The following is a 25,594-nucleotide window of genomic DNA, read 5'->3' as shown; positions in this document are numbered from 1 at the left end:
CTATGGTAAGACAAAATCTTTTAAGTCTTCCTGTTCATTCGGTGGCTGTGGCGGTACAATAGCCGTTTCGTCACTATTCCTTTGTTTAAGATGATAAAATCGTATATCTTCTACGACCACCTCTGTCATAAAAATCTTAGTGTTTTCTTCATTTACAAATGATCTTGTTTGAATACGACCATTTGCACCGATTAAAGAGCCTTTACCGCAATATTTGACGATATGTTCTGCAAGCCTTCCCCAAGCTGTACAGAAAATAAAGTCTGCATCTACTTCTCCACGATTGTTTTTAAAATTGCGGTTAATGGCCAATGAAAAATGAGTCTGTACACGATTTCCAGATAAGTAACGTAACACCGGATCTTTCGTAAACCTTCCGACCAGTCCGACTTGATTCATTCGTTCACCACCTTTCTGTTGGATTGCTTTCATCTTACAAAAGGATATCCGCATTAGCAAAATACGATATTGTTAATTTCCTTTTGTTTTGCAGCATAAATTGGGTAAATTAGCATTTTTAATTTGCTAATTTTTTTAATTTTCTAGCTGAATGCTTTGGGCTGTAATGGCAAATGCTATTTCATGAAATCAGCATTTTCGCAGGTTTTGAAATATCGTCACAGGTGCACATAACAAACAGCCACTACTTCATGTGTTATAATAAAAGAATGACAGACTTAGGAGGAATATACATAATGAAAACATTTAAAATGCTTTCCTTTGACCTTGTCACGAAAGATGGCGTACAACCATTCCCTTTAGTCGATGGCATTATTATTAATCAGGAAAACAGCCATCAATCTTGGATACTAGAATTGTTTATGGAAAAACAATATCGCTCAACCTTTGATGAGCTCTTAGTAAATGCTACAGTCTGCAATGTCCGTGCAGTTATTTCATTTCCAGATAATGAACCCGCTCCTTTTCAGGTAATCGTACATACAGTTCAAGAAATTGGTGATCATGTTTCAGTACTACTAAAAGGAACACTCAAAATTAAACGCTCTAAATATGCTGAACAATTGCTTTCCGAGCTACTTGCTGAGGGTGTATCCCTAGAGGATTTACTGGAGCGCTTTACGAAAGATATGAAGCAGCGACCAAAATTAAAAAATGATTAGCGATGCGAATTTTGCATCGTTTTTTTATTGGACAAGCTGCCTTTTTTCAGTACAATACTATTTAAAAAGGAGCGTTACATTTGGTTATTGCTATCAGAGAGAAGCCTTTAAAATTATTATGGCTTGAGGCTGTGATGAGGAGGCTTTTAAAGAATGATGTTGAGTTTCACTATTATCAGGAACAATATCGCCGACTGGATGCAGGTTTTGCTGGTGAACAAAAAGTTGACCGCGAATGGCATGAATTACTATGTCCAAATACTTTTCTCGTATTACATAATTTGTGTCTCAAGAACACTGCTCAACATATGCATCAGCTTGATACACTCTTTATTTGCTCTCAATTTATCTTCGTTTTAGAAATTAAAAATATTCATGGTCGACTAGAATTTAATCAACTCACACATCAATGTACACGCACAAAGGCAGATGGCACAATAGAAGGATTTCCAAATGCGTTTACCCAAACTGAGCGTCATATACGTTTTCTTAAAAGTCTTTCTTACTCACTCCCCATTGAAGGTGCCGTTGTTATAGCAAACCCTTCAGCGATTATCGTTAATCCTTCTAAAGCGCTTCCTATTTTTCATGTGTCAGGTCTTCATCAACATCTCCAGTCACTTTTTAAAAAGCATCCGCACAAAATGCTAACAGATGATCAATTAGCTCAACTGGTTCAAGGGCTTCTCTCCAAACAAACGATCCCCCACATTCAAACTTCGATTGCCCCATCACGATTTCGGCATGGTGTGCTTTGTCCTAAATGTTCCTATCAACATAATATGTATTTCTATCGGGGCATTTGGAAATGTTCATTTTGTCATTATCGGAGTATAGAAATTTTTGCAGAAGCGATGCTCGATTATCAACTATTGGTTAGCCATTCTATCACTAATCAACAGTTACGTAAATTTTTCAAAATTGATTCTATCGTTACAGCTACACGATTGCTTCAGAAATTTCAGTTCCCTTATACCGGAACCTATAAAAATCGTGTTTACCATTTACCTGAAAATTTATTGGATTACATGAAGAGATTTTTTTGAGGGTTGATTGGCTCGCTTCACTGGCGAGAGTATTTGCAGCGAGCGCTCATGGGGCATTCACTTCGCTTTCGTGAGTATTCACTTTCCTTCCGCGAGTATTCACCTTCCTTCCGCGAGTATTCGCTTTCCTTCCGCGAGTATTCACTCTCCTTCCGCGAGTATTCACTCTCCTTCCGCGAGTATTCGACTTCCTTCCGCGAGTATTCGACTTCCTTCCGCGAGTATTCGACTTCCTTCCGCGAGTATTCGACTTCCTTCCGCGAGTATTCGACTTCCTTCCGCGAGTATTCGACTTCCTTCCGCGAGTATTCGACTTCCTTCCGCGAGTATTCGACTTCCTTCCGCGAGTATTCGACTTCCTTCCGCGAGTATTCGCTCCTTTTTATCAAAAAAGAGTGTTTTCCATTTAGGAAACACTCTTTTTTATGTTATCGGTTGTTCATACCATCACGGTACTTTTCAGTGTCTTTGACTTTATCGTCGACAATGTCATTATTATTGTTTACGTTGTCATTACGTTCAACACCGTTTACACCATTAGCATTTGGTACGTTGTCATAGCCGTTTGTGCTGTTGATATCGGCATTTGATCCAGGTGTTGTCGCTTCAGGCAATGTTGTATTTTCGTTAACAGTACCTCGGTTAGTACCATCTACGTTGCGATCGTATGCATCGTCACGATTATTCGGGTCTAATGCATCTTCCACATTGTCTACACCACGACGAACGTCATTTTCGACGTCTCGAACAGGGTGATCTTCGACTGCATTATTTCCCCAGTTACATCCTCCAAGGAATACAGTTGCAAGAATAATGGTTAAAAATGACATTTTCCACATAGTAAAAAACCTCCTTTCTTGGGTACTATGTCAGCAAATACATCGTGTGTATTTGTGATCCTACATAGATTGCCCGGGAAAGGAGGGAACTATCCGATATTTGTACAAACTATTTTTGTTTTTCTTTTAATACTTGTTCAATGTATGCTGCTTCTGCTTTACAGTCATAGCTATAGTTTGTGCCTAGCTCTTTTTGCAATGCCTCGATTGTTTCGATCTGCTGCGCTGTTGGTTCTTCATTTAAAATTTTAGCAATGACCTCATCGATTTTTTGTGCCATCTCTTCATGAAACTGTGCACTCAACAATATATCAGCAGGGATTTTTTCGATCCATGCGGCATTCTCCTGAAAATAGGTCTGCCAGCTTGCAATGAAGTCTTCCATAGAAAAACGTTCTTCATCCCAACCAATACTTGCTAAGTATGCTTCAAAAGATGTCGAAATCGAACGAGTAATGCTAATTTTAATACCTGAAGACAATTCCTTATACATCTTAATAATCCTCCTACGTTTGTAAAACCTAAAAATTACATCTATTTCAATTCCCAAACGCTTTTTCGCCACTGCAATTTAAGAACCTACTAATCAACTTTTAACTTGACTTTATCTATTTTATATCTTTTGGTCTACAAATGCAAATTAGGCTTGTTTAGGCTGTTCAGGTCCAATCGCAAATAGAATATCGGCTTCACATACAAGTTCTCCATCTACAGTCGCTATACCATGACCTTTACCCATTGCGCCACGAAGTTTTACAAATTCTACTTCCAATTTAAGTTGGTCGCCAGGAACTACTTGACGCTTGAAACGACAATTATCCACACCTGTTAAAAAGGCTAAACGTCCCTTGAATTCTTCTGCATTTAATAAAGCGACTCCACCCACTTGTGCTAATGCCTCTACAATTAATACACCTGGCATTACAGGATAGCCTGGGAAGTGTCCATTAAAGAAGTCTTCATTGATCGAAACATTTTTTAAACCTACTGCGCGTTTACCTTCATCTAATTCAACAATGCGATCAACGAATAGAAAAGGATAGCGATGTGGTAAAATTGCTTGAATTTGTTCTGCTGTTAACATGTCATTTCCCCCTCAAAATTAAGTATGTATACACAAAGTAAGGTAAAGAATATTGCTATTCTTTACCGTTCATAATATCAAATATATGCTGCCATGTTTCCCTTTTAAAAATATCCATAGCATTGCCTTCTCCAATCACACTGAAGCCAAACATTGCGCCTAATGCTGCGGCAGCAACGACTAAGACGAGAACAATTACAATGCGTAACCAAATCGGAATCAGTCGGATTTGCACCCAGCGAACCTCGCGTTGCTCTCCATTTGAGCGGCGTTCTTTCTTTTCTGGTTGCGTATCGGTTTCTTGTGTCGGCACAGAACGTCGACGTGAATCGTTTGTCATAGATTGTACTCCTCTTCATTCCTAACTATGTGTTTTTGGATGACTTTTTATCGAATGCCGTTAATTAGTCCTAGCATTTGATCTGCTAATGTAACCGCTCTTGCATTGAACTGATAAGAACGTTGAGTTTGTATTAGTTCTGTCATTTCCTTTGAGAGGTTTACATTGGACATTTCTAGTGTACCACTTTGCATGCCAATTTGCTGACGGTTCGCACCCACAAGCTCTGTCAGAACTTCCGCTTGTGTAAAGCCAAGTTCAGCTAGATTGTCTGGTAAACCAACATAAGAACCAGAAACATGTTCCATTAATTGTGGTTTTTGGAATTCTGTTACAGCTAAATCCGTGCGAATGATATCACCATTTGGATAAGATGCTTCTAAAACACCACCATCTCGAACGGCAAACTTTTGAACAGTATCTGGTAATGTAATAGCTTGTCCTGCTGCATTGGCTACGGGATAACCCTCTGCCGTTACGAGCATTACTGTTCCGTTATTCAACGGAGATAAATAAAAGTCACCTTGTCGAGTATACACTGTTTCAGTTCCATTTTCACCATTTGGCATTAAAATATTGAAATATTGTTTTGCTTTTGTGAAAGCAAAGTCTAAATCTCGATTCGTTGTTTGTAATGAGCCTTGCTTTTCATTGGATTTAATTTGTCCAAGCATGGCACCAGATCCATAGCGAATACCAACTGGTGTTTGACGTTCAGCTCGGTCCTGCTTATCATTGTTAAATTGCTGATAAAGTAGTTCATTGAAGGATGCTTCCTTCGTTTTATAACCAGTTGTACTACTATTAGCAATATTATTACTAATTGTATCTAGTTTATTTTGTAATTGACCCATTGTGTTCGTTGCTGTCATCATTGTACGTAGCATTTATAAAACGCCTCCTGTTCGCCCGTTAGATTTTCCCGATTTCATTCACTGCCTTTTCCATGCTGCGATCATAAGCTTGTAATACTTTTTGATTTGCTTCGAATGCTCGGTAGGATGTCATTAAATCTGTCATTGTGCGACCAGAATCTACGTTTGAACCTTCTAAAAAGTTTTGACGTAGCGTAAAGGAAACGCCATTCGCACCATAGGCTGTTGGTAAGTTCTCACCATTTTCTGTACGAATAAGACCATTATCCTGTTTACGTAGCATGTTCGGATTAGCAGCATATGATACACCAACTCGTGCTACTTGCTGATCGTTCACAAAAATGGCTCCATTTTCATCGAGGCGAAAATCATCGTTTGGAAGCTGGATACGTTGTCCTGCATCATTGAGTACGTATAGACCCTGCCCGTTTACTAAATAGCCTTGACCATCTAATGTGAAATTACCATTACGTGTATAGGCCTCACCACCAGCTGGATGTTCTAGACGGAAGAAAATTGAACCCGTAACCCCATCTTCATTTTGTGGTAAGTTTCCATCAATTAGCGCCATATCTGTTGTAAAATCAGTGCTATAGATTTGGCCTTGTATGTAATTTGGCAATGTTTCTTGTAAATATGTTCCTGTATTTAAAGCTCCTACTTGACTCATATATTCAGCGCCTGCTTGTTGATTGGCGGGAGCATTTGTTTTACCAATACTAGACATTAGCATGTCTGGAAATGAGCGAATAGTTGATTGATCTGCTTTAAATCCTGGTGTATTCGCATTTGATAAATTATTTGTTAGTAATTCTGTTCTTCTTTGTTGCGTGATCATACCTGTTGCAACTGTATAAAACCCTTTAAACAAAGAAATCACCTCATTTTATTTTTATAAGGATGCTGGCACACGATCAATGTTTTCTAGCATTATTCCCGTACCAATTGCTACACAATCCATAGGTCTCTCTGCAACGAAGACAGGTACCTTTAACTCTTCTATTAATAGCTGATCCATTCCATGTAATAATGCACCGCCACCTGTAATAATAACGCCACGGTCAATGATATCGGCTGATAGCTCAGGTGGTGTTTTTTCTAAGACATTTTTTGCTGATTGGACAATCATCGCTACAGACTCGTGCAATGCTCGTTCAATTTCCTCGGAATGAATTGTAATAGTACGTGGTAAACCTGTTACCATGTCACGACCACGAATATCCATTGTATCGTTGCGGCTACCTTTGAAAATTGTACCAATTGTCATTTTGATTGCTTCAGCTGTACGTTCACCAATTAGCAATTTATATTCTTTTTTAATATATTGCAAAATGTCGTTATCAAACACATCTCCTGCTACTTTAATGGATTCACTTGTTACAATATCACCCATTGATAGAACTGCGATATCTGTTGTTCCGCCACCTATATCGACTACCATATTACCACTTGGTTGGAAGATATCCATGCCTGCACCGATAGCAGCTACTTTTGGTTCTTCCTCTAAATATACTTTTTTACCGCCAGATTTTTCTGCGGCTTCACGGATTGCTTTTTGCTCAACACTTGTGATGTTCGTTGGACAGCAAATTAAAATTCGTGGCTTCGCCAAAAATCCTTTTACATTTAATTTATTGATGAAATGTCTTAACATCGCCTCTGTCACATCAAAATCTGCAATGACTCCATCTCTTAGTGGGCGAATTGCTGTAATATTACCTGGCGTTCTCCCTACCATTTGGCGAGCTTCTTCCCCTACCGCTAATACTTTGTTTGTCTTTTTGTCAATCGCCACCACAGATGGTTCATTTAGGACGATTCCTTTACCTTTAACGTGGATTAATACGTTCGCAGTTCCTAAGTCAATGCCAATATCTTTCGAAAACATTCTATAATTTCTCCTTCCCGCCAGTTCCAACTACATAACGTTCATTTTATCTCTTTATCTAGAATATTTTATCATATTCTATTGGTAATTTCACCTAAATTTAGTGAATGAGACTGTTTTCTTTTCAGGTTATGAACGGCTATAATATAGAATTACTATTCCATAGAATTCGTCATAAATACATTTCCAAGACAATAAAAAAGAACGAATCAGTCTTGACTCGCTCTCTCTTTCCACTTGTTTTTCGTTGCTTCTCCTCCACGAATATGACGTACGGCCTTATGGTAGGCGAGTATTTCTTTCACTTGGTCAGCTAATCCTTCATGAATTGTTGGTAATCGCTCTGTTAAATCCTTGTGCACCGTACTTTTTGAATAACCAGTCATTTTCGCGAGGACACGCACAGTCTCACGCGTCTCAATCAGTAATTCACCGAGGCGTATGCAGCGCTTCCGAATGTGCTCATGCACTTTCTTCGTCCTTTCCACACAATTTCACAAAATGCTTTGGCAATCAGATGCACATTTGCGCATTTCTTCACCTTATGTAAGGACAAAGCTATTCAGAACATTTTTTGCATTTTCCTGATAAAATGCTGACTTTTTATGCGTTACTAGCTTTTCGAATTAAAAAGCTAGTAATTTTTTCGGATTAATATATTTTCCGTCTTCAAGAACTTCGAAATGCATGTGGACGCCAGCCGCTTGATTCCACTCGTTATCAGTTGCTTTTCCTAATGCCTGACCTTGTGTAACCTCATCGCCTTCTTTAACAGCGATATCCTTTACAGAGCTATAATGTGTTTGCATACCATTTGGATGCTCAATTACAATCTTATTGCCTGTAAATGCGTCTAGTTTTACCTCTAGTACTTTACCACTCATAGCAGCTAGTACTTCAAATTCTTCACCATTCATAGCGATAGAGATACCAGAAGACGTTGTAAATGTTTGATTAAATACCATTAGTGCATTTTCACGGGACTCTTCATTTGCCTCTAACTCGTAGAACTCTTGTAAAACTTGTACTTTACTAAGACTCTCTTCTTTGAATGGGTACTTCATGTTTTCAGTACGTGCATTTGTTTCTACTACAGGACCTGGATCAACTTCCGCTAAATCTGGTAAAGGAGCCTCTTCTACTTTTGATACGAGACTATTGTAACCAAATAACAATCCTGCTAGAACTAGTGCACCACCTGTGTAAACTGCTGGCCAAAACCAAGGTTTCTTTTGTAATTGACCATTTTCCTTTTGATTTGGATTTTGGTTTTGAGAAGTTTTATTGTTTTTATCCTCTCTCATTTTCATCACCTCTAGTTGCAGTGTGAACAACTAGAAGTTATTTTAAACATGCATCTATTTTTTTTATTTCAATATCTTGATAATAATAGTGTAAAATTTCGGCAGCCGTTTTCCCTTCGTTTGCCATTGCCTCAGCTCCATATTGACTCATGCCCACGCCATGACCATAACCTTGGGTTGTCACATGGACCTTTCTTGTCTTCGCGTCATAGACAATTGTAAAATCAGTTGATGGTATGCCAAGAAGTGTTCTAACCTCTCTACCAGTCCAGACATTGCTCCCTAACTGTAAACGCTCTACTCGCCCTGACTCATTGTAAAATAGCTGGATACGATTAAAATCACTAGCTTGCCACTGTACAGGCCACAACTTATTCCATTGGGCTAATGTCCATTCTTGCTGAGCCTCAAACTTCGGCGATGCTTGATCTGAGATACTTGAAACACTTTTCAAATATGGAATATCATTCCCACTATAGCCAAAGGCACTTTCTGTTTTACCATTGCTTGTCGAGTGGAACATGGCTGTAATTAGTTCCTTATTATAAAGAAGAACTTGTCCTTTCGTTTCATTGATTGCTTCGACAATTTTCTTTTCATTTCCCAGGAAATTGCTAGCCCAATTCGCCTTTCTTTGCTCCTCATCATAAAAAACTTGCCTTGCCACAGTTGGAGCAATTGCAGTTTTACCGTAATTTGTCGTTTTCAGTGCGTATGTGCGTGCTGCAATCGCTTGGGCTTTCAATGCCTCCTTTTTAAAAGAAACAGGCATTTCCGCTGCAACAACACCTGTAATATACGTTTCCAAAGGGATTTTTTCCTCTTGTCCCTCCACTTCTATAAATATTTCACAGGCTTTCTCATCACTAGTTGGAGGTTTGACAGCCTCCCGTCTTTCACTAAGCCCTATAACAGGAAGCATGTATAATACTCCAATCAAACAAATGACACCTATACTAATCATCCATTTTTTCATAAGGAATAATATGCTAGATCTCTTAAAGTTATGAGCAAACAAAAAACCCTCTGCTTCAAAAGCAAAGGGTTGAGAAATCCATTTAGTTTGTAGGTAATTCAATTATTGTGTCTTCAACTGTCACTACTTCTTCAGTAAGTTCAGTAATACGTTCAATGTTGGCACCAAGCGATGCTAGCTTGCCATGGAAATCAACATAACCACGGTCTAAATGATGAAGCTTCGTCACACGTGTTATTCCTTCAGATACAAGACCTGCTAAAATTAGGGCAGCCGCAGCTCGTAAATCCGTTGCCATTACTTCAGCTCCCTGAAGATTAACCGGCCCCTCGATAAACACAGAACGTCCTTCTATTTTAGCACCAGCATTCATGCGACGGAATTCCTCAACATGCATAAAACGATTTTCAAATACCGTTTCTGTAATAATACTCGTACCTTCCGCAGTTAACATTAATGCCATCATTTGCGATTGCATATCTGTTGGGAAGCCTGGATGTGGCATTGTTTTAATATCAACAGCTTTTAATGTATGAGGAGCACGTACACGGATTCCCTCATCCAGCTCAGTAATCTCTACACCCATTTCACGCATCTTAGCAATTAAAGCTGTCATATGCTCAGGAACAGCATTTTCAATGACTACATCACCCTTCGTAATAGCTGCTGCCACCATAAATGTACCAGCCTCAATACGATCGGGAATAATATGGTGCTCTACTCCATATAATGTATCGACTCCTTCGATACGAATTGTATTTGTACCAGCTCCAATTACACGACCGCCCATGCTATTGATGAAGTTTGCAAGATCGACAATTTCGGGCTCCTTCGCAGCATTTTCAATTACAGTTGTCCCTTCTGCTAAAGATGCGGCTGTCATAATATTTTCAGTAGCACCAACACTAGGGAAGTCTAAATACACATTAGCCCCTTTTAAACGACCTTCCGTTTTTGCCTCTACATATCCGTGACCAAATGAAATTTTTGCACCCATAGCTTCGAAGCCCTTTAAGTGTAACTCAATTGGACGAGAACCGATTGCACAGCCTCCTGGTAGTGCCACGCGAGCATATCCATTACGAGCAAGTAGAGAACCCATCACTAAAATAGATGCACGCATTTTACTAACAAATTCAAATTGAGCTTCACTTGAAAGTTCTTTTGTTGCATCTATATATACGGCATTATCTTCAGGTATATATGTAACTGCTGCGTTTAAACTTTTAAGTACTTCGTTTATTGTAAAGACGTCTGCTAAATTAGGGACTTCTTTAATTACATTTTCTCCTTTTGAAGCAAGTAAAGCTGCCGCAAGGATTGGTAACACTGCATTTTTTGCGCCCTCTACACGTACTTTTCCCTGTAGTTTTTGGCCGCCAGTCACTATTATTTTATCCACCCTATGTCCCTCCGAATTCAATCTATTAACCTATCGAATTTTTATTTTAAAAAGAAGTATAATGTCATAATCAGTAAACAAACAACTCTATAGTACAACTTTTCTAACGCTCGTTCAAGCGTCCAAATCACTATTTTAAGGCATTATTAGATATTTTGCTATTTATTTATTGTACGCTGTCATTTTTTTTTTGTGAATGACCAATAACCCGTTCACTTTCAATACATACCCAAAGATATATGCACAAAAAACCTATTTTATCTTCATTCAGTAAAATATTCCCTTTACTATATCAATGCATCATGTACATATTTTGTTAGCGTGCGTCTTACCAATAACAGACGCATCGTAAGCTGTAATGATGCCAAGGCAAAACTGGTACGAAAGATTTTTATACATAGTTCAAAGGGCCACACAAATGGTATTATAAAGTCCTTTGAAGCATGTAGGTGCATAAATCTTATAGTATTTAACAACGATTGCTTTAAAATAAATAGGGAAGTTTGCCTGACCAGCTAGATATTTGGAGAAAGAAATTAGATACTGCTGAGCCTATCGTAATACTGAGTAAAATATAAATAAGTTGAATTTGAAATACTCGATTCTTCTTAAATAGTTTCTCAACCATAAAAGCTTGTAATGCGTAAAAAGTAATAGCAATAAAAAACAGATGAGATAAAATACCCAGTAATGCTTCTTGTCCTATCGCTTCATACAGTTCCATGCTATCCCTCCTTCAATTTACTTCACCTTAAAAAACGGGCAGATACTATATCTGCCCGTTAAAAATGAATTAGATATTACCCTCATGAACGTTGATACGATTCAACGCACGTTTTAATGCTAGGTCAGCACGTTTGAAATCAATGTCGTCTTGTTTACTTTGAAGACGTCCTTCAGCGCGTTTAACGGCTTCTTTAGCACGTTGAACATCGATATTTTCAGCAATTTCAGCAGAAGGCGCTAAAATTGAGATCTTTTCTGGACGAACTTCAATGAAACCACCGCTTACAGCAACAATATCAGTCGAACCGTTTTCTTTTTTCAGCTTCACTGCACCAATTGCAAGTGGAGCAACCATTGGAATATGGCCTGCAAGAACACCGATTTCTCCTGAAGTTGTTTTAGCGATTACCATTGATACTTCAGAATCGTATACTGGGCCGTCGGGAGTGACAATATTGACTTGAACTGTCTTCATATTTTTTCCTCCTCGTCCCTAGTATTAAACCTCTACGCCCATGCTTTTCGCTTTTTCAACTACTTCATCAATAGAACCAACTAGACGGAAAGCATCTTCTGGAAGGTGATCCCATTTGCCATCAAGGATTTCCTTGAATGAACGAACAGTTTCTTTTACAGGTACATAAGAACCTTTTTGACCAGTGAATTGTTCCGCTACGTGGAAGTTTTGTGATAAGAAGAATTGAATACGACGAGCACGTTCTACTGTTTGTTTGTCTTCATCAGATAACTCATCCATACCTAAGATTGCAATGATATCTTGTAATTCACGGTAACGTTGGATTGTACGTTGTACACCAGTAGCAATTGCGTAGTGCTCAGCGCCTACGATTTCAGGTGATAATGCACGAGAAGTCGAAGCTAATGGGTCAACCGCAGGGTAGATACCCATTTCTGATAATTTACGCTCAAGGTTAGTAGTTGCATCTAAGTGGGCGAAAGTTGTAGCTGGAGCCGGGTCAGTATAGTCATCGGCTGGTACATAAATCGCTTGGATAGAAGTTACAGATCCTTTGTTCGTAGATGTGATACGTTCTTGTAGTTTACCCATTTCAGTTGCAAGTGTTGGTTGGTAACCTACCGCAGAAGGCATACGTCCTAATAGGGCAGAAACCTCTGAACCTGCTTGTGTGAAACGGAAGATATTGTCGATGAATAAAAGTACGTCAGCGCCTTGCTCATCACGGAAGTATTCCGCCATTGTAAGACCAGTTAAAGCTACACGCATACGTGCACCAGGAGGCTCGTTCATTTGACCGAATACCATCGCTGTTTGCTTGATAACGCCTGAATCGCTCATCTCGAAGAATAAGTCGTTCCCTTCACGAGTACGCTCACCTACACCAGCAAATACAGAGATACCTGAGTGCTCTTGTGCGATGTTATTGATTAATTCTTGGATTAATACTGTTTTACCTACACCGGCACCACCGAATAGACCGATCTTACCACCTTTAATATAAGGTGCTAATAAGTCTACTACTTTGATACCTGTTTCAAGAATTTCAACTGTAGTTGAAAGTTCATCGAAAGATGGAGCTTCGCGGTGAATTGAATCACGACGAGCATCTGCTGGAATCTCTTCACCTAAGTCAATTACTTCTCCAAGTACGTTGAATACACGACCTAGTGTCACTTCACCAACTGGTACTGAGATAGCTTTTCCTAAGTCTGTTACTTCTGCTCCACGTTGTAAGCCATCAGTAGATGACATTGCAATTGTACGAACAGAATCATCGCCTAAATGAAGTGCAACTTCTAATGCAAGAGTTGTTGGTTCTTCATTAGGACGTTCAATCTTAACTGTTAATGAGTTATAGATTGCTGGTAATTGGCCGTTTTCGAATTTTACGTCGACAACCGGACCCATTACTTGAATAACATGTCCTTTATTCATTACTGTGTACCCTCCTATCGTATTCTTATACGACATTGGTGAGCTGAGCCTATTCTAAGGCTGCAGCTCCACCAACGATTTCTGTAATTTCTTGTGTAATCGCTGCTTGACGTGCACGGTTATATTGCAATGAAAGATCTGCAATAAGATCAGATGCATTATCAGTTGCATTTTTCATAGCAGTCATACGAGAAGCATGTTCACTTGCTTTTCCATCCAATAATGCGCCATAAACTAAGCTTTCCGCGTATTGTGGAAGTAATACTTCAAGAATTGCTTCGCCAGATGGTTCGAATTCATAAGAAGCTTTACTGTTTACAGGTGCTATATCTGTTAATGGAAGAAGTTTTTTCTCTGTCACTTCGTTAGCAATTGCGCTGACAAAGTGATTATAGTACATATAAAGCTCATCATACGTACCGTCAATGAACATACCAACAGCATTACGAGCGATTTCTTTAATATCAGCGAATGTTGGTTGGTCAGGAAGAGCAACAACACTGCTGATGACATTATGATCACGTTTCACAAAGTAATCACGAACAACACGACCTACTGCTAAAATAACGTATTCGTCTTTTGATTTATGACGCTCGTTAATTGTACGTTGTACTTGACGTAGGATACTTGAGTTGTAAGCACCTGCTAGACCACGGTCAGAACCAATGACTAAGTAAGCTGTTTTCTTTACAGGACGAGCAGTTAACATTGGGTGTCCACTGTCTTTTGTACCTGCTGCAATCGCGCCTACTACGTCTTGGATTTTTTCCATATAAGGAACGTAAGCTTTAGCATTTTGCTCTGCACGACGTAATTTTGAAGAAGAAACCATCTGCATCGCTTTCGTAATTTGTTTCGTACTCTTTGTTGAATTAATACGACCTTTTATTTCGCGTAAGTTTACCACTGGTATTTCACCACCTTTTGTTTTTTAATCAAGTGACTAGCTAGAACTTATTCTGATTTAGCGAATGTTTTCTTGAATGCATTGATTGCTGCTTCATAATCCGCATCCGGAGCAAGCTCTTTTGTAGTACGAACATGATCTAGAACGTTAGTGTGGTTTGAATCTAACCAGCTTAAGAATTCGTTTTCGAAACGAACGATATCTTGTACTGGGATATCATCTAAATGACCTTTAGTTAATGCATATAGGATAGCAACTTGTTTTTCAACTTTAAGTGGTTTGTTTAGGTCTTGTTTAAGCACTTCAACCGTACGTTTACCACGTTCAAGTTTAGCAAGTGTAATTTTATCTAAATCTGAACCGAATTGAGCAAATGATTCAAGCTCACGGAATGCAGCTAAGTCAAGACGTAGTGTACCCGCAACTTTTTTCATTGCTTTAATTTGAGCTGATCCACCTACACGTGATACTGAAAGACCTGCGTTGATCGCTGGACGTACACCTGAGTTGAATAAGTCAGATTGTAAGAAGATTTGACCATCAGTAATTGAGATTACGTTAGTTGGGATGTATGCAGAGATATCCCCAGCTTGTGTCTCTACGAATGGAAGGGCTGTGATAGAACCACAGTTGTAAGTTTCATTTAACTTCGCAGCACGTTCAAGTAAGCGGCTGTGTAAGTAGAATACATCACCAGGGTATGCTTCACGACCTGGAGGACGGCGTAGAAGAAGTGAAAGTTCACGGTAAGCTGATGCTTGTTTAGAAAGATCATCATACACGATTAAAACGTGTTTACCTTGTAACATGAATTCTTCTGCCATAGAAACACCAGCAAATGGTGCTAAGTATAATAATGGAGCAGGTTGAGATGCTGCTGCAGTTACAACGATTGTATAATCTAAAGCACCGTGTTTACGTAAAGTTTCAACAACACCACGTACAGTAGATTCTTTTTGACCGATTGCAACATAGATACAAATCATGTTTTCACCGTTTTGGTTTAAGATTGTATCGATTGCTACAGATGTTTTACCTACTTGACGGTCACCGATGATTAACTCACGTTGACCACGGCCGATTGGCACTAATGCGTCAATCGCTTTAATACCCGTTTGTAGTGGTTCGTGTACTGATTTACGAGCCATTACACCGAAAGCTGGGCTTTCGATTGGACGAGATTTTGTAGCGTTGATAGGACCTTGTCCATCCACTGGTTGACCAAGTGGGTTTACAACACGACCAATCAGTTCTTCACCAACTGGTACTTCCATGATACGACCTGTACGACGAACTTCATCGCCTTCTTTGATGTCAGTGTATGGACCTAAGATTACGATACCAACGTTACCTTCTTCTAGGTTTTGAGCCATACCCATAACACCGTTAGAGAACTCTAAAAGCTCTCCAGCCATGGCGTTGTCGAGGCCATGAGCAAGAGCGATACCGTCACCAATACGGATAACTGTACCAACTTCGCTTACTTTAAGTTCAGATTCATAATTCTCAATCTGTTGTTTAATCAGACTGCTGATTTCTTCAGCCTTGATGCCCATGTATGTCACCTCTCACATTTCTAAATTATTAACCGATTAATTCACGTTTTAGACGCTCTAGTTTGTTAACTACTGAGCTATCATAAATATGGTTACCGATTTGAACACGAATACCACCAAGTAAAGTTGGATCGATTTCGTTTGTAATGTTTAATGATTGTTTTCCAACAAGTTTCGCAAATGCTGTCGAAATATTAGCGCTTTCTTCTGCAGAAAGTGCACGTGTTGAAAATACTGTTGCATCTGCCATACCTTGTGCTTGTGCAGCAAGCTCAGCATATGCATTGGCAATTAGCTTAATCTCGTTTACACGTTTTTTCTCAACTAGAAGTTGAACCGTGTGTAAAACTTCTGGTGTTGCACCAGTGAAGATTTCAGCTACCATTTGTTTTTTACGTTCGATGGAGAACTTAGGCGCACTTAAAAGCGTTAAAAAATCAGGAGATTCTTTCATTACTTTTGTTAGTTCGTTTAAGTCTGCTCCAACTTCAGTAAGATTGTTTTTTTGTTGCGCTAATTCAAAAAGCGCTTGAGCGTAACGTTTTGCTACAGTTGAATTACTCATCGAGCTTCGCCTGCCTTCGCAATCGTCTCTTCAATTAGAGCACGGTTGTCTGCCTCAGAAATCTCTTTGCTAAGGACTTTAGATGCTGCAAGTACAGATAATGAAACGACTTCATCACGTACTGCTGCAATAGCTTTTTCTTTTTCAGACTCAATTTCACGTAAAGCCGATTCTTTTAAGCGGTTTGCTTCATTGCGCGCTACAGTAAGAATTTCTTCTTTTTGTAGTTCGCCTTGTTTCTTAGCGCCTTCAACAATCGATTGTGCTTCCGTACGAGCTTCTTTAAGAAGGCTCTTTTGTTCTTCTAAAAATTGGTGCGATTCTTTGCGCGCTTTTTCAGCTGCTTCGATTTCACTCGCTACTAATTCTTCACGTTGCTGCATGATGCCCATAAGTGGACCCCAAGCGAATTTCTTAAGTAATAACATTAACACTATGAAGATAACCAATGTTGAGATGATGTCACCATTGTTAAAACCTCCACCAGTGCCAGCACCTAGTACAAGATAATCTAAAAACACGATTGTTTCACTCCCTTCAAGAGCTTTAACTTCAACATAATTTAATGATTTAAAAAACTACCTATTTTAAAAAGCTATATTTACACATAGCTTTTATCCGTTCCAAAATGAAGGGCGAAGTTTCATCTGGTGAATCCTGCTTCGCCACTAGTAAAATTCAGTGTTCAACTGAATTATTTGTTCATTACGATGAATGCTACTACTACTGCGATGATCGGTAGGGCTTCAACTAATGCAACCCCGATGAACATTGTAGTTTGAAGAACGCCACGAGCTTCTGGTTGACGAGCGATACCTTCTACTGTTTTTGATACGATAAGACCGTTACCAATACCTGCACCAAGTGCACCTAAACCGATTGCGATTGCTGCTGCTAATAAACCTAATGAACCTGTCATTTGAAAATTTCCTCCTTGGAATTGTTTGTTTTTTTGTGATTCAAGCATAGGATATATGCTTTATATTAATGGTCATCGCTCACTTTATGAGCCATGTAAACCATTGTTAACATTGTGAAGATAAAGGCTTGGATAAAGCCGATGAAAATTGAGAAACCTTGCCATGCCATCATAGGAACGATTGCCCCGATGAATCCCACAGCACCTGATGATGCTAAACCTGCAAGTAAGCCAAGTAAAATCTCACCCGCGTAAATGTTACCGTAAAGACGTAAACCTAATGTTAATGTGTTTGCAAATTCTTCTACTATTTTCAGCGGGAACATGAATGACATTGGTTTGAAGAATGTACCAACATAATGACCTGTACCCTTCATTTTAACACCATAGTATTGCGTTAAGACTAAAATCATTGCTGCCAATGTCATCGTAACTGTAGGGTCAGCTGTTGGTGATTTCCACCATAGCTGATGATCATAGACGATAGAGAATGGAAGACCTAGTAAGTTAGATACTGCGATAAACATAATTAGCGTAATGGCTAGAACGTGGAATCGACCACCAGTTTTCCAGTCCATGTTGCTTTTAATAATATTCTTAACGAAATCCATAATCCATTCCATAAAGTTTTGCATACCAGTAGGTTTTAACTTTAGGCTTCTAGTTGAAATAAAGGCAATTAAAAATACGATAATTGCTGCAACCAGTAACATCATAACTGTCGATTTATTAAATGTTAAAAAACCGACTTCTAGTAACGGAGCTTCATGATTCATTGTTATTTTTCACCTCTCTTTCTAATTTAAAGCACATTAGCGGTTCCTTACATGTGACACAATTCTCTCGACAAAGAGAAAAACGTACGGAATCATTAGCCCTATAACCGTGCTAATTAAGTGAAAATAGTTTGGCAACGAAATGGCTATTGCGACTGCCGCAACACCTGATCCAAAGCGAAGCGCTGTACCAAGTGAGCCTATCTTCTTCCCTTCACTAATGGATCTGTCAAACTTCTCCATACGGCGAACTAGAATCCAAAAATTATACGTACCAAAAAATGCACCTATTGCGATGCCCGCAAAAACAGTTTGATAGGGAGTAAACCCCCAGCCTAATGCGCAGAGTGCAAGCAAAAAAAATAACGCCCTCTTCTGCACAGCAAAAATGTGATGCAAATCTAGCATTGGTTATAATCTCCTGAATCATTTTTTCGAGTAATGAAAACGTTTGCTGACCACTATGTGAAATCAGAAAAGAGCAGTGAAAGACACTACTCACAGCGGAATAGTAATGGGAGAGTCATTTCAATTACAGGTGTAAATGCCCAAAAATAACTTACACCCCTTACCGACTCGGTAAAAACCGAAACGCACAAAACGTTGCAAATCGACAGTTTTATTTTGAACTGTCAATTTAGTAGAAAGTTGATATAACAAGTGTTTCAACGTCCTATTTATGAACTGAAACCCTTATCATTCTTACCCTTTGTAAGCATACAATAGGTGATATTTGAAGTCAATTGGTAAAGGAGAAAAACTTCACAGCCTATATACTCTTGTCAAATTGTTGACAAATTTGTGTATGAAATTTCATAGTTTCAAAAGTTCCCAACCTTCTCACACGAAAAAAAAGCTAATTTACGACATGATTATGCTCGTAAATTAGCTTACCCATTTCAATAGGTACATTAGACTTATTTTTCCGAATTAAATATAGTACATTAATTAGTTCTTTGTAAAAATTCTAGCAGTGCCTCAACAATACGCTTCGATGCATGCCCATCTCCATATGGATTCGATGCTTTCGCCATTACTTCGTAGGCATTTTTATCTGTTAGTAATTCCTTTGCTAAGGCATAGATTGTTTCTTCTTCCGTTCCTGCTAGCTTTAATGTGCCAGCTTCAATACCTTCTGGACGTTCTGTCGTATCTCTTAGAACAAGCACTGGTTTCCCTAATGAAGGTGCTTCTTCTTGTACGCCACCTGAGTCCGTTAAAATCATATATGAATTTGCCGCAAAATTATGGAAATCAAACACTTCAAGAGGCTCTATTAAATGTACACGTTCATTGTCTCCTAAGATTTCATTCGCAATTTCTCTAACAGCTGGATTCATATGCACTGGATATACAACTTGAACATCCTCATGCTCTGTTAATATTCTCGTAATCGCTTTGAACATATGGCGCATTGGTTCACCCAGATTTTCACGACGATGTGCCGTTAATAAAATCATGCGATCTTCGCCAATCTTATCTAATACAGGGTGTGTGTAGTGCTCACTGACCGTTGTTGCTAATGCGTCAATGGCTGTATTTCCTGTCACAAAAATAGTGTCTGGATTTTTATTTTCATCTAGCAGGTTCTTTTTAGATACTTCCGTTGGAGCAAAATGTAAATCTGCCATCACACCTGTTAGCTGACGATTCATTTCCTCTGGATATGGTGAATACTTGTTCCATGTACGTAAGCCTGCTTCCACATGCCCTATAGCAATTTGGTTATAGAATGCCGCCAAGCTCGCAATGAAGGTTGTTGCTGTATCACCATGTACCAAAACGATATCTGGTTGTGCTTCTTTCATTACTTTATCTAAGCCCTGTAATGCGTTTGTCGTTACATCAATTAATGTTTGACGATCCTTCATTATATTTAAATCATAGTTTGGTGTTATGTTAAATGTCTCTAATACTTGGTCGAGCATTTGGCGATGCTGTGCTGTTACGGTTACAATAGATTCTATTTGCTCAGGATACTTTTGTAACTCCAAAACGAGAGGAGCCATTTTAATTGCTTCTGGTCTTGTACCAAAAATCGTCATTACTTTCCATTTTTTTATCAAAACGATCTACACCGTCCTTTTTGTTATTGTATGAAATGGTCAACTACATCTATTAATGGTCATCAATAGGCGTACTTGCCTACACATACTAGGAAACGCCCTTCAATTTGAAGGACGCTTTCACAAGTTATTAGTTTCCTAAATGAGGAAATTACATGTATTGATTTTTATTTTGTACCGAATAGACGGTCTCCGGCATCACCTAAACCAGGTACAATATAGCCATGATCGTTTAATTTTTCATCAAGTGCAGCAATATAAATATCTACATCCGAATGTTCTTCTTGAATAGCTTTTACACCCTCTGGTGCAGCGATTAAGCACATGAATTTAATGTTTTTAGCTCCACGTTTTTTCAGTGAGTGGATGGCTTCCACTGCTGAACCACCAGTTGCAAGCATTGGATCTACAATGATGAAATCACGCTCTTCCACATCTGCTGGAAGTTTTGCATAATATTCAACTGGTTTTAACGTTTCAGGATCACGATAAAGACCAATATGACCAACTTTAGCCGCTGGGATAAGCTTTAATACGCCATCTACCATACCAATACCTGCACGTAGAATTGGTACAATCGCAAGCTTTTTACCAGAAAGTACTTTTGTTTTGGCAATTGTTACAGGTGTTTCAATTTCAATTTCTTCTACTGGCATATCACGTGTGATTTCAAACGCCATAAGTGTTGCTACTTCGTCTACTAGCTCACGAAATTCTTTTGTTCCTGTGTTCTTGTCGCGAATATAAGTTAATTTGTGTTGGATTAGTGGATGATCAAATACATAGACTTTGCTCAAAGGGATTCTCTCCTCACCGTTCGGATTTCATTTTTATCTCAACTAGTATAACAGAAAAAAGGAGTCGCCTCAAAAATTAATTTAGGACGACTCCTTTTGTTATTTTATATTTGTCAAAAATAAGCTATTGATCAAGAATTTTATCTACTTGTTCAATGGGCATTGGCTTATAATAAAAATAGCCTTGTCCTACTGTACAGCCTAGTGCACGTAAAATTTCTACCTGCTCTTCCGTTTCAATGCCCTCTGCAACTGAAATCATCCCTAAGTTTAATGCCAACTGAATAATGGAGCGTACAATCGCAAGTGTTGCCGCATCTTCAATCGCATTAATAAAGCTACGATCAATCTTTAATTCAGTGAAGGGTAGCTGTTGTAGATAGCTTAATGATGAAAAACCTGTCCCAAAATCATCTACTGATGTTTTAAAACCATAGCTTTTTAATTCTTGAATAATTTTAAAGGCAGATTGAAAATCTACTAAACCAATATTTTCAGTCACCTCTAAAATAATATAGCTAGGGTCAATATTATATTTTCGAACAAGTTTCAGTGTATCCTGAACGAAATGCGTATAGTAAAAATGATCAGGTGAGATATTAACTGCAATTTTCACTAATTTCTTTCCTAGCCGTTGACGTTCTGAAAGCCATGAAAGCACAGTCTCTAAAACAAGAACATCTATTTCCAGAACCTTCCCGGTACTCTCAGCTACTGGAATGAAGATGGCTGGTGACACAAAGCCTAGTTTTGGAGAAATCCACCGTGCCAGTGCCTCAATACTGTGTATTTCACCATTACGTAAGTCTACCTTAGGCTGTAAATGGACTGTAATTTCTTTATTTTTGATTGCTTGTGATAAATGATTTAAAACCGTCATTTTCTGTATAAGCACATCATTTTTTTCTGTTGTAAAAATTTCAGTATGTGTACCTGGTCTATCAATTGCAAAGGAAAGAGCATTATCAGCAAAGCGAATCGCATCAATGATTTTTATATCATTATTATAGGAAGCGATTCCTGTTTTTAGCGTGATATAGATTTGCTTCCCCCCTATAATAAAGGGCTGCCGAATTGTTTCCTTTATCCGCTTATCATACTCCTGTAAATTTTCATTTTGTGCCAACGTAGACATAATGAGACTAGAGCTTGTAAATCTAGCAACATATTCATTATCTTCTGGCTTGTCTTGCTCCAATCTTTTAGCGAGTTGCCTTAAAAGCTCATCTCCAACCTCACGCCCGTAAAGTTCCACTACTTGATGAAATTCACTTGGTTTTAATATTTTGATAAAGCCGCTTAAACCATGCTCCACTTCTTTTTCAATCGAATTAACAAAGCTATGACGATTAGGTAGACCCGTTGTAATATCCGTGTAGGCTAAATCCCAAATTTTTTTTTGAGTTCGAGCATAGGTAACAGCCAACGCAACAAGTGACCCCATTTTTTGAAGCATATTTTTAAAAGACATTTGGTCGCTTCGTGTTTTTTGAAAATAGATCGAAAATAGCCCTATCACTTGCCGTTGTTGATTGCGTATAGGTACAAACCATCCATACGGCTTTTCAGATAATGTAGCATATTGTTTATGTTCCTCAGGGATATTTACTTCATCTAAATTTTCCACGAGCCTAGCATTTCCTGATTGCATTACTTCAATAAAAAATGCATTGTTTTCACAGCACCTTGGCACACTTTCCTCCGAATCATTACCTGTGAAAACTTGTAATTGATTGGACTCTGTTTTTACCAGAACCATACTTGTAATATTCGGCGTAAAAAAATCATCCAGTCCACGGCAAATAATTTTCATCTTTTGTTCAAGAGTGCTATCTCGCTCGATGGCCTTGTACATATCATTTTCTAATCTCATTAGGAAGTCTTCAGTACGGTAATACGTTACATCCTTCACAAGCACTAAAACATATTTCGTACGATTAGCCTCATTGCAAAATGGTAATGCTTGTATCTCTGCCCAAAAGGGCGACTTATTAATGCCATTATGATAGAGCTTTGCCTGGACCATTATGCCGTTATGTATTTTTTCTTTTATCATTTTTATGGTTGTCTTTTTTTCATCTATAGAGAGCCATGAAAAATAATCAGTATTTAGGATTTGTGAACGCGAAGCATTTGTAAGCATACAAAATGAATCATTACACGCTAGTATGCCATGATGATTTGTCGCATCAAAAATAACATAGCTTTCTTTCGAATTATCCCCTAATTTACGAATGCTACTTAATAAAACATCATTTTCTATGTCTAATGATTTAGTGACCATCCAATCCCTCCATCTCTATCACTTCATCCCATTTCCATTGTACATAAAATTCAAATAAATTTTCACCTTTATGAAAAAAAACTTCTTTTCTAGGACATTATCTGTCCTTAAACTATTATAATAAAACCCTACTTATCTATTTTATGTAAATTTATTCAAAAACAAGATGATTATTCTATTTTTTAGAAAAAATATGTTTTTTATAGTTTAGTCCTAAATTCACAAAATAAAAGGCTGTATTTAAAGTAACAAATGTACTTTAAACACAGCCCTCTCATTTCTATTATGCGTATAATGGGTGTCTATCTGTTAATGCTTTTACACGATCTTTTGCTTCTGCTTTAACTGCTTCATCTTCAGGATTTTTAAGAACCGCAGCAATAATTGCTCCAACTTCTTTCATATCTTCTTCTTTAAAGCCGCGAGAAGTAACAGCTGGCGTACCGATACGAATACCAGAAGTAACAAATGGAGATTCTGTATCGTAAGGAATTGTGTTTTTATTCGTTGTAATACCTACTTCATCTAGTGCATGCTCTGCTACTTTACCTGTTAAACCAAGTGATTTTACATTTAACAGTAATAAGTGGTTATCTGTGCCACCAGAAACGATTTCAACGCCTTCAGCAATTAGTACTTCTGCTAAAGCTTTGGCATTCGCTTTAATTTGCTTTGCATAGTCTTTAAATTCTGGTTGTAATACTTCGCCAAATGCTACAGCTTTTGCAGCAATGACATGCATTAATGGACCACCTTGAATTCCTGGAAATACAGATTTATTTAATTTTTGCTCCCACTCTTTTGAAGCAAGAATTAAACCACCACGTGGTCCACGTAATGTTTTATGCGTTGTTGATGTAACAAAATCAGCATACGGCACTGGTGATTGATGTTCACCAGCAGCTACAAGACCAGCAATATGTGCCATATCCACCATGAAGTATGCACCCACTTCGTCTGCGATTTCACGGAATTTAGAGAAGTCAATTTCACGTGGGTAGGCAGATGCACCAGCAACGATAAGTTTTGGTTTATGTTCTAATGCTTTTTGACGTACATCTTCATAATCGATTACTTGATTTTCTTTCGTTACACCATATTCCACAAAGTTATATAGGATACCAGAGAAGTTTACTGGAGATCCATGTGTTAAGTGACCACCATGAGAAAGGTTCATACCAAGAACTGTGTCACCTGGTTCTAAAATTGTATGGTAAACAGCCATGTTTGCTTGTGCACCAGAGTGTGGTTGTACATTAGCATATTCTGCTCCAAAAATTTCTTTCACGCGATCACGTGCAATATTTTCTACTACGTCTACATGTTCACAACCACCGTAGTAGCGTTTACCTGGATAGCCTTCAGCGTATTTATTTGTCAGTACTGATCCTTGTGCTTCCATAACCGCTTCGGAAACAAAGTTTTCAGATGCAATCAATTCAATATTTGCTTGTTGACGTTTTTTTTCTGCAAGAATTCCGTCTAATACTGCTTGGTCTTGTACTGCTAATTTTTCATATGCCATGTTTGAAAAAGCCTCCTAAAGTATCGTTAATTATCTATACCACTTATAATAAGGGTAATTATTTATATATTGCACGTTCTCCGCCAATTAGCTTTGGACGTGTTGTTGCAACCGTAACAACCGCTTCTCCCACCATTTTCACTGATGTTCGAACGGGAACAGCTACTGCTTTCAAATGCATACCAATTAATGTTTGTCCAATATCAATACCTGCATGTGCCTGTATTGTTTCAACAACCACTGGATTAGCAAATTGTGTATAGGCATAAGCAGACATCGATCCACCTGCTGTACGTACTGGAACTACTGCTACTTCATCATAGCCAAATCGTTCAGCCGTTGATGCATCCATAGTAATAGCGCGGTTAATATGCTCACAGCCTTGGAATGCTAAATGTAATTGATGTTTCGATGCAAATTCTTGTAACGGCTCAAAAATGGCTTCAGCTATTTCCAATGCCCCTGCTGTGCCAATTTTCTGACCAATCACTTCAGATGTAGAGCACCCTACAACAAAAATTGTATGAGGTCGTAACGTTACCTGCTCTTCAAACTCACTGAGTAACTGAGTCAAATGCGTTCGTATTTGTTTTACTACCATTAAGCTCAGCTCCTTCATCTATATCCATTAAAATCATGCCATATAGGACATCCTTGACGAATGCCATATATGGAATCATGAA

The 25,594-nt window shown here is 38.4% G+C and carries 31 protein-coding genes; 2 read left to right on the top strand and 29 right to left on the bottom strand.

From position 1 onward, the window contains the following. Complete coding sequence (gene ssb, locus V6670_RS03020) at nucleotides 1-399, bottom strand: single-stranded DNA-binding protein (protein ID WP_036124475.1); 399 nt, start codon at nucleotides 397-399, stop codon at nucleotides 1-3. A gap of 296 nt (nucleotides 400-695) precedes the next feature. On the opposite strand from ssb, the gene V6670_RS03015 reads away from it, so the two are divergent. Further along, nucleotides 696-1,121 carry a YwpF family protein gene (locus V6670_RS03015; protein WP_036124472.1) on the top strand — a complete coding sequence of 142 codons (426 nt, stop codon included), beginning with the start codon at nucleotides 696-698 and terminating at the stop codon, nucleotides 1,119-1,121. 80 nt (nucleotides 1,122-1,201) lie between these two features. After that, entirely contained in the window at nucleotides 1,202-2,167 is a 966-nt protein-coding gene (locus V6670_RS03010) for a nuclease-related domain-containing protein (RefSeq protein ID WP_338652538.1), read from the top strand. A gap of 17 nt (nucleotides 2,168-2,184) precedes the next feature. Here V6670_RS03010 and V6670_RS03005 read toward each other — a convergent pair whose 3' ends face one another. From V6670_RS03005 to V6670_RS02870, 28 genes are all read right to left on the bottom strand, one after another. Then, nucleotides 2,185-2,556, bottom strand: a complete 372-nt coding sequence (locus V6670_RS03005; protein ID WP_338652537.1) for a hypothetical protein — start codon at nucleotides 2,554-2,556, stop codon at nucleotides 2,185-2,187. Nucleotides 2,557-2,595: 39 nt separating this feature from the next. Further along, nucleotides 2,596-3,006, bottom strand: a complete 411-nt coding sequence (locus tag V6670_RS03000) for a hypothetical protein (RefSeq protein ID WP_036124468.1) — start codon at nucleotides 3,004-3,006, stop codon at nucleotides 2,596-2,598. A 109-nt stretch (nucleotides 3,007-3,115) separates the two neighbouring features. Then, on the bottom strand, nucleotides 3,116-3,499 hold the full coding sequence (locus tag V6670_RS02995; RefSeq protein WP_036124467.1) for a hypothetical protein: 384 nt from the start codon (nucleotides 3,497-3,499) through the stop codon (nucleotides 3,116-3,118). Nucleotides 3,500-3,646: 147 nt separating this feature from the next. Further along, complete coding sequence (gene fabZ / locus V6670_RS02990; protein ID WP_036124465.1) at nucleotides 3,647-4,090, bottom strand: 3-hydroxyacyl-ACP dehydratase FabZ; 444 nt, start codon at nucleotides 4,088-4,090, stop codon at nucleotides 3,647-3,649. A gap of 55 nt (nucleotides 4,091-4,145) precedes the next feature. Beyond that, entirely contained in the window at nucleotides 4,146-4,430 is a 285-nt protein-coding gene (locus V6670_RS02985; protein ID WP_089932984.1) for a DNA-directed RNA polymerase subunit beta, read from the bottom strand. 47 nt (nucleotides 4,431-4,477) lie between these two features. Continuing rightward, complete coding sequence (locus tag V6670_RS02980) at nucleotides 4,478-5,317, bottom strand: flagellar hook-basal body protein (RefSeq protein ID WP_058843805.1); 840 nt, start codon at nucleotides 5,315-5,317, stop codon at nucleotides 4,478-4,480. 25 nt (nucleotides 5,318-5,342) lie between these two features. Continuing rightward, the gene (locus tag V6670_RS02975) at nucleotides 5,343-6,176 is read right to left on the bottom strand and encodes a flagellar hook-basal body protein (protein ID WP_338652536.1); all 834 of its coding nucleotides are present in this window, start codon (nucleotides 6,174-6,176) and stop codon (nucleotides 5,343-5,345) included. A gap of 21 nt (nucleotides 6,177-6,197) precedes the next feature. Next, nucleotides 6,198-7,193, bottom strand: a complete 996-nt coding sequence (locus V6670_RS02970; protein WP_338652535.1) for a rod shape-determining protein — start codon at nucleotides 7,191-7,193, stop codon at nucleotides 6,198-6,200. A 209-nt stretch (nucleotides 7,194-7,402) separates the two neighbouring features. Continuing rightward, entirely contained in the window at nucleotides 7,403-7,663 is a 261-nt protein-coding gene (locus tag V6670_RS02965) for a sporulation transcriptional regulator SpoIIID (RefSeq protein ID WP_025114760.1), read from the bottom strand. Nucleotides 7,664-7,819: 156 nt separating this feature from the next. Then, nucleotides 7,820-8,497, bottom strand: a complete 678-nt coding sequence (locus V6670_RS02960) for a M23 family metallopeptidase (protein WP_036123599.1) — start codon at nucleotides 8,495-8,497, stop codon at nucleotides 7,820-7,822. 37 nt (nucleotides 8,498-8,534) lie between these two features. After that, nucleotides 8,535-9,473, bottom strand: coding sequence for a stage II sporulation protein D (spoIID, locus tag V6670_RS02955; protein ID WP_338652533.1), 939 nt, complete (start codon nucleotides 9,471-9,473; stop codon nucleotides 8,535-8,537). Between the two features lie 82 nt (nucleotides 9,474-9,555). Next, nucleotides 9,556-10,875, bottom strand: a complete 1,320-nt coding sequence (gene murA / locus V6670_RS02950) for a UDP-N-acetylglucosamine 1-carboxyvinyltransferase (RefSeq protein WP_036123602.1) — start codon at nucleotides 10,873-10,875, stop codon at nucleotides 9,556-9,558. 484 nt (nucleotides 10,876-11,359) lie between these two features. Beyond that, the gene (locus tag V6670_RS02945) at nucleotides 11,360-11,599 is read right to left on the bottom strand and encodes a DUF1146 family protein (protein WP_036123606.1); all 240 of its coding nucleotides are present in this window, start codon (nucleotides 11,597-11,599) and stop codon (nucleotides 11,360-11,362) included. 69 nt (nucleotides 11,600-11,668) lie between these two features. Then, complete coding sequence (locus V6670_RS02940; protein ID WP_036123609.1) at nucleotides 11,669-12,076, bottom strand: F0F1 ATP synthase subunit epsilon; 408 nt, start codon at nucleotides 12,074-12,076, stop codon at nucleotides 11,669-11,671. A gap of 24 nt (nucleotides 12,077-12,100) precedes the next feature. Next, a complete protein-coding gene (gene atpD / locus V6670_RS02935; protein WP_089932989.1) occupies nucleotides 12,101-13,516 on the bottom strand; it encodes a F0F1 ATP synthase subunit beta in 1,416 nt (471 codons plus the stop codon). Nucleotides 13,517-13,565: 49 nt separating this feature from the next. After that, entirely contained in the window at nucleotides 13,566-14,423 is an 858-nt protein-coding gene (gene atpG / locus V6670_RS02930; RefSeq protein ID WP_036123615.1) for an ATP synthase F1 subunit gamma, read from the bottom strand. Between the two features lie 47 nt (nucleotides 14,424-14,470). After that, nucleotides 14,471-15,979: a F0F1 ATP synthase subunit alpha gene (gene atpA / locus V6670_RS02925; protein ID WP_036123620.1), complete on the bottom strand. Its 1,509-nt coding sequence runs from the start codon at nucleotides 15,977-15,979 to the stop codon at nucleotides 14,471-14,473. 28 nt (nucleotides 15,980-16,007) lie between these two features. Further along, entirely contained in the window at nucleotides 16,008-16,544 is a 537-nt protein-coding gene (locus V6670_RS02920) for a F0F1 ATP synthase subunit delta (RefSeq protein ID WP_036123623.1), read from the bottom strand. Continuing rightward, nucleotides 16,541-17,065, bottom strand: coding sequence for a F0F1 ATP synthase subunit B (gene atpF / locus V6670_RS02915; protein WP_089932992.1), 525 nt, complete (start codon nucleotides 17,063-17,065; stop codon nucleotides 16,541-16,543). The genes V6670_RS02920 and atpF overlap by 4 nt, the downstream gene beginning before the upstream one ends. A 173-nt stretch (nucleotides 17,066-17,238) precedes the next feature. After that, a complete protein-coding gene (gene atpE / locus V6670_RS02910) occupies nucleotides 17,239-17,463 on the bottom strand; it encodes a F0F1 ATP synthase subunit C (RefSeq protein ID WP_004269474.1) in 225 nt (74 codons plus the stop codon). Nucleotides 17,464-17,528: 65 nt separating this feature from the next. Then, nucleotides 17,529-18,239, bottom strand: coding sequence for a F0F1 ATP synthase subunit A (gene atpB, locus V6670_RS02905; RefSeq protein WP_058843803.1), 711 nt, complete (start codon nucleotides 18,237-18,239; stop codon nucleotides 17,529-17,531). A 36-nt stretch (nucleotides 18,240-18,275) separates the two neighbouring features. After that, the gene (locus tag V6670_RS02900; protein ID WP_036123631.1) at nucleotides 18,276-18,647 is read right to left on the bottom strand and encodes an ATP synthase subunit I; all 372 of its coding nucleotides are present in this window, start codon (nucleotides 18,645-18,647) and stop codon (nucleotides 18,276-18,278) included. Nucleotides 18,648-19,183: 536 nt separating this feature from the next. Beyond that, entirely contained in the window at nucleotides 19,184-20,305 is a 1,122-nt protein-coding gene (gene wecB / locus V6670_RS02895; protein ID WP_036123633.1) for a UDP-N-acetylglucosamine 2-epimerase (non-hydrolyzing), read from the bottom strand. 167 nt (nucleotides 20,306-20,472) lie between these two features. Continuing rightward, nucleotides 20,473-21,102: a uracil phosphoribosyltransferase gene (gene upp, locus V6670_RS02890; RefSeq protein WP_004269470.1), complete on the bottom strand. Its 630-nt coding sequence runs from the start codon at nucleotides 21,100-21,102 to the stop codon at nucleotides 20,473-20,475. Between the two features lie 124 nt (nucleotides 21,103-21,226). After that, nucleotides 21,227-23,386 (bottom strand): EAL domain-containing protein, encoded by a 2,160-nt coding sequence (locus V6670_RS02885; RefSeq protein ID WP_338652496.1) that lies wholly within the window; start codon nucleotides 23,384-23,386, stop codon nucleotides 21,227-21,229. Between the two features lie 283 nt (nucleotides 23,387-23,669). Continuing rightward, the gene (glyA, locus tag V6670_RS02880) at nucleotides 23,670-24,911 is read right to left on the bottom strand and encodes a serine hydroxymethyltransferase (protein WP_338652495.1); all 1,242 of its coding nucleotides are present in this window, start codon (nucleotides 24,909-24,911) and stop codon (nucleotides 23,670-23,672) included. Nucleotides 24,912-24,969: 58 nt separating this feature from the next. After that, complete coding sequence (locus tag V6670_RS02875) at nucleotides 24,970-25,512, bottom strand: TIGR01440 family protein (RefSeq protein ID WP_330493594.1); 543 nt, start codon at nucleotides 25,510-25,512, stop codon at nucleotides 24,970-24,972. Continuing rightward, nucleotides 25,466-25,591 (bottom strand): hypothetical protein, encoded by a 126-nt coding sequence (locus V6670_RS02870; protein ID WP_338652492.1) that lies wholly within the window; start codon nucleotides 25,589-25,591, stop codon nucleotides 25,466-25,468. Before V6670_RS02870 ends, V6670_RS02875 begins: the two co-directional genes overlap by 47 nt. Between the last annotated feature and the right edge of the window lie 3 nt (nucleotides 25,592-25,594).

The sequence above is a fragment of the Lysinibacillus sp. Y5S-8 genome (assembly GCF_036894365.1).
GTDB lineage: Bacteria > Bacillota > Bacilli > Bacillales_A > Planococcaceae > Lysinibacillus > Lysinibacillus fusiformis_D.
This window is presented reverse-complemented; position numbering and strand designations above follow the sequence as displayed.

Bases quoted from the DNA above. Each gene is read 5' to 3' on its own strand.
- ssb (WP_036124475.1), bottom strand. From the start codon at position 399: ATGAATCAAGTCGGACTGGTCGGAAGGTTTACGAAAGATCCGGTGTTA.
- V6670_RS03015 (WP_036124472.1), top strand. From the start codon at position 696: ATGAAAACATTTAAAATGCTTTCCTTTGACCTTGTCACGAAAGATGGC.
- V6670_RS03000 (WP_036124468.1), bottom strand. From the start codon at position 3,006: ATGTGGAAAATGTCATTTTTAACCATTATTCTTGCAACTGTATTCCTT.
- V6670_RS02995 (WP_036124467.1), bottom strand. From the start codon at position 3,499: ATGTATAAGGAATTGTCTTCAGGTATTAAAATTAGCATTACTCGTTCG.
- fabZ (WP_036124465.1), bottom strand. From the start codon at position 4,090: ATGTTAACAGCAGAACAAATTCAAGCAATTTTACCACATCGCTATCCT.
- V6670_RS02985 (WP_089932984.1), bottom strand. From the start codon at position 4,430: ATGACAAACGATTCACGTCGACGTTCTGTGCCGACACAAGAAACCGAT.
- V6670_RS02980 (WP_058843805.1), bottom strand. From the start codon at position 5,317: ATGCTACGTACAATGATGACAGCAACGAACACAATGGGTCAATTACAA.
- V6670_RS02970 (WP_338652535.1), bottom strand. From the start codon at position 7,193: ATGTTTTCGAAAGATATTGGCATTGACTTAGGAACTGCGAACGTATTA.
- V6670_RS02960 (WP_036123599.1), bottom strand. From the start codon at position 8,497: ATGAGAGAGGATAAAAACAATAAAACTTCTCAAAACCAAAATCCAAAT.
- spoIID (WP_338652533.1), bottom strand. From the start codon at position 9,473: ATGAAAAAATGGATGATTAGTATAGGTGTCATTTGTTTGATTGGAGTA.
- V6670_RS02945 (WP_036123606.1), bottom strand. From the start codon at position 11,599: ATGGAACTGTATGAAGCGATAGGACAAGAAGCATTACTGGGTATTTTA.
- V6670_RS02940 (WP_036123609.1), bottom strand. From the start codon at position 12,076: ATGAAGACAGTTCAAGTCAATATTGTCACTCCCGACGGCCCAGTATAC.
- atpD (WP_089932989.1), bottom strand. From the start codon at position 13,516: ATGAATAAAGGACATGTTATTCAAGTAATGGGTCCGGTTGTCGACGTA.
- atpA (WP_036123620.1), bottom strand. From the start codon at position 15,979: ATGGGCATCAAGGCTGAAGAAATCAGCAGTCTGATTAAACAACAGATT.
- V6670_RS02920 (WP_036123623.1), bottom strand. From the start codon at position 16,544: ATGAGTAATTCAACTGTAGCAAAACGTTACGCTCAAGCGCTTTTTGAA.
- atpE (WP_004269474.1), bottom strand. From the start codon at position 17,463: ATGACAGGTTCATTAGGTTTATTAGCAGCAGCAATCGCAATCGGTTTA.
- atpB (WP_058843803.1), bottom strand. From the start codon at position 18,239: ATGAATCATGAAGCTCCGTTACTAGAAGTCGGTTTTTTAACATTTAAT.
- V6670_RS02900 (WP_036123631.1), bottom strand. From the start codon at position 18,647: ATGCTAGATTTGCATCACATTTTTGCTGTGCAGAAGAGGGCGTTATTT.
- V6670_RS02885 (WP_338652496.1), bottom strand. From the start codon at position 23,386: ATGGTCACTAAATCATTAGACATAGAAAATGATGTTTTATTAAGTAGC.
- glyA (WP_338652495.1), bottom strand. From the start codon at position 24,911: ATGGCATATGAAAAATTAGCAGTACAAGACCAAGCAGTATTAGACGGA.
- V6670_RS02875 (WP_330493594.1), bottom strand. From the start codon at position 25,512: ATGGTAGTAAAACAAATACGAACGCATTTGACTCAGTTACTCAGTGAG.
- V6670_RS02870 (WP_338652492.1), bottom strand. From the start codon at position 25,591: ATGATTCCATATATGGCATTCGTCAAGGATGTCCTATATGGCATGATT.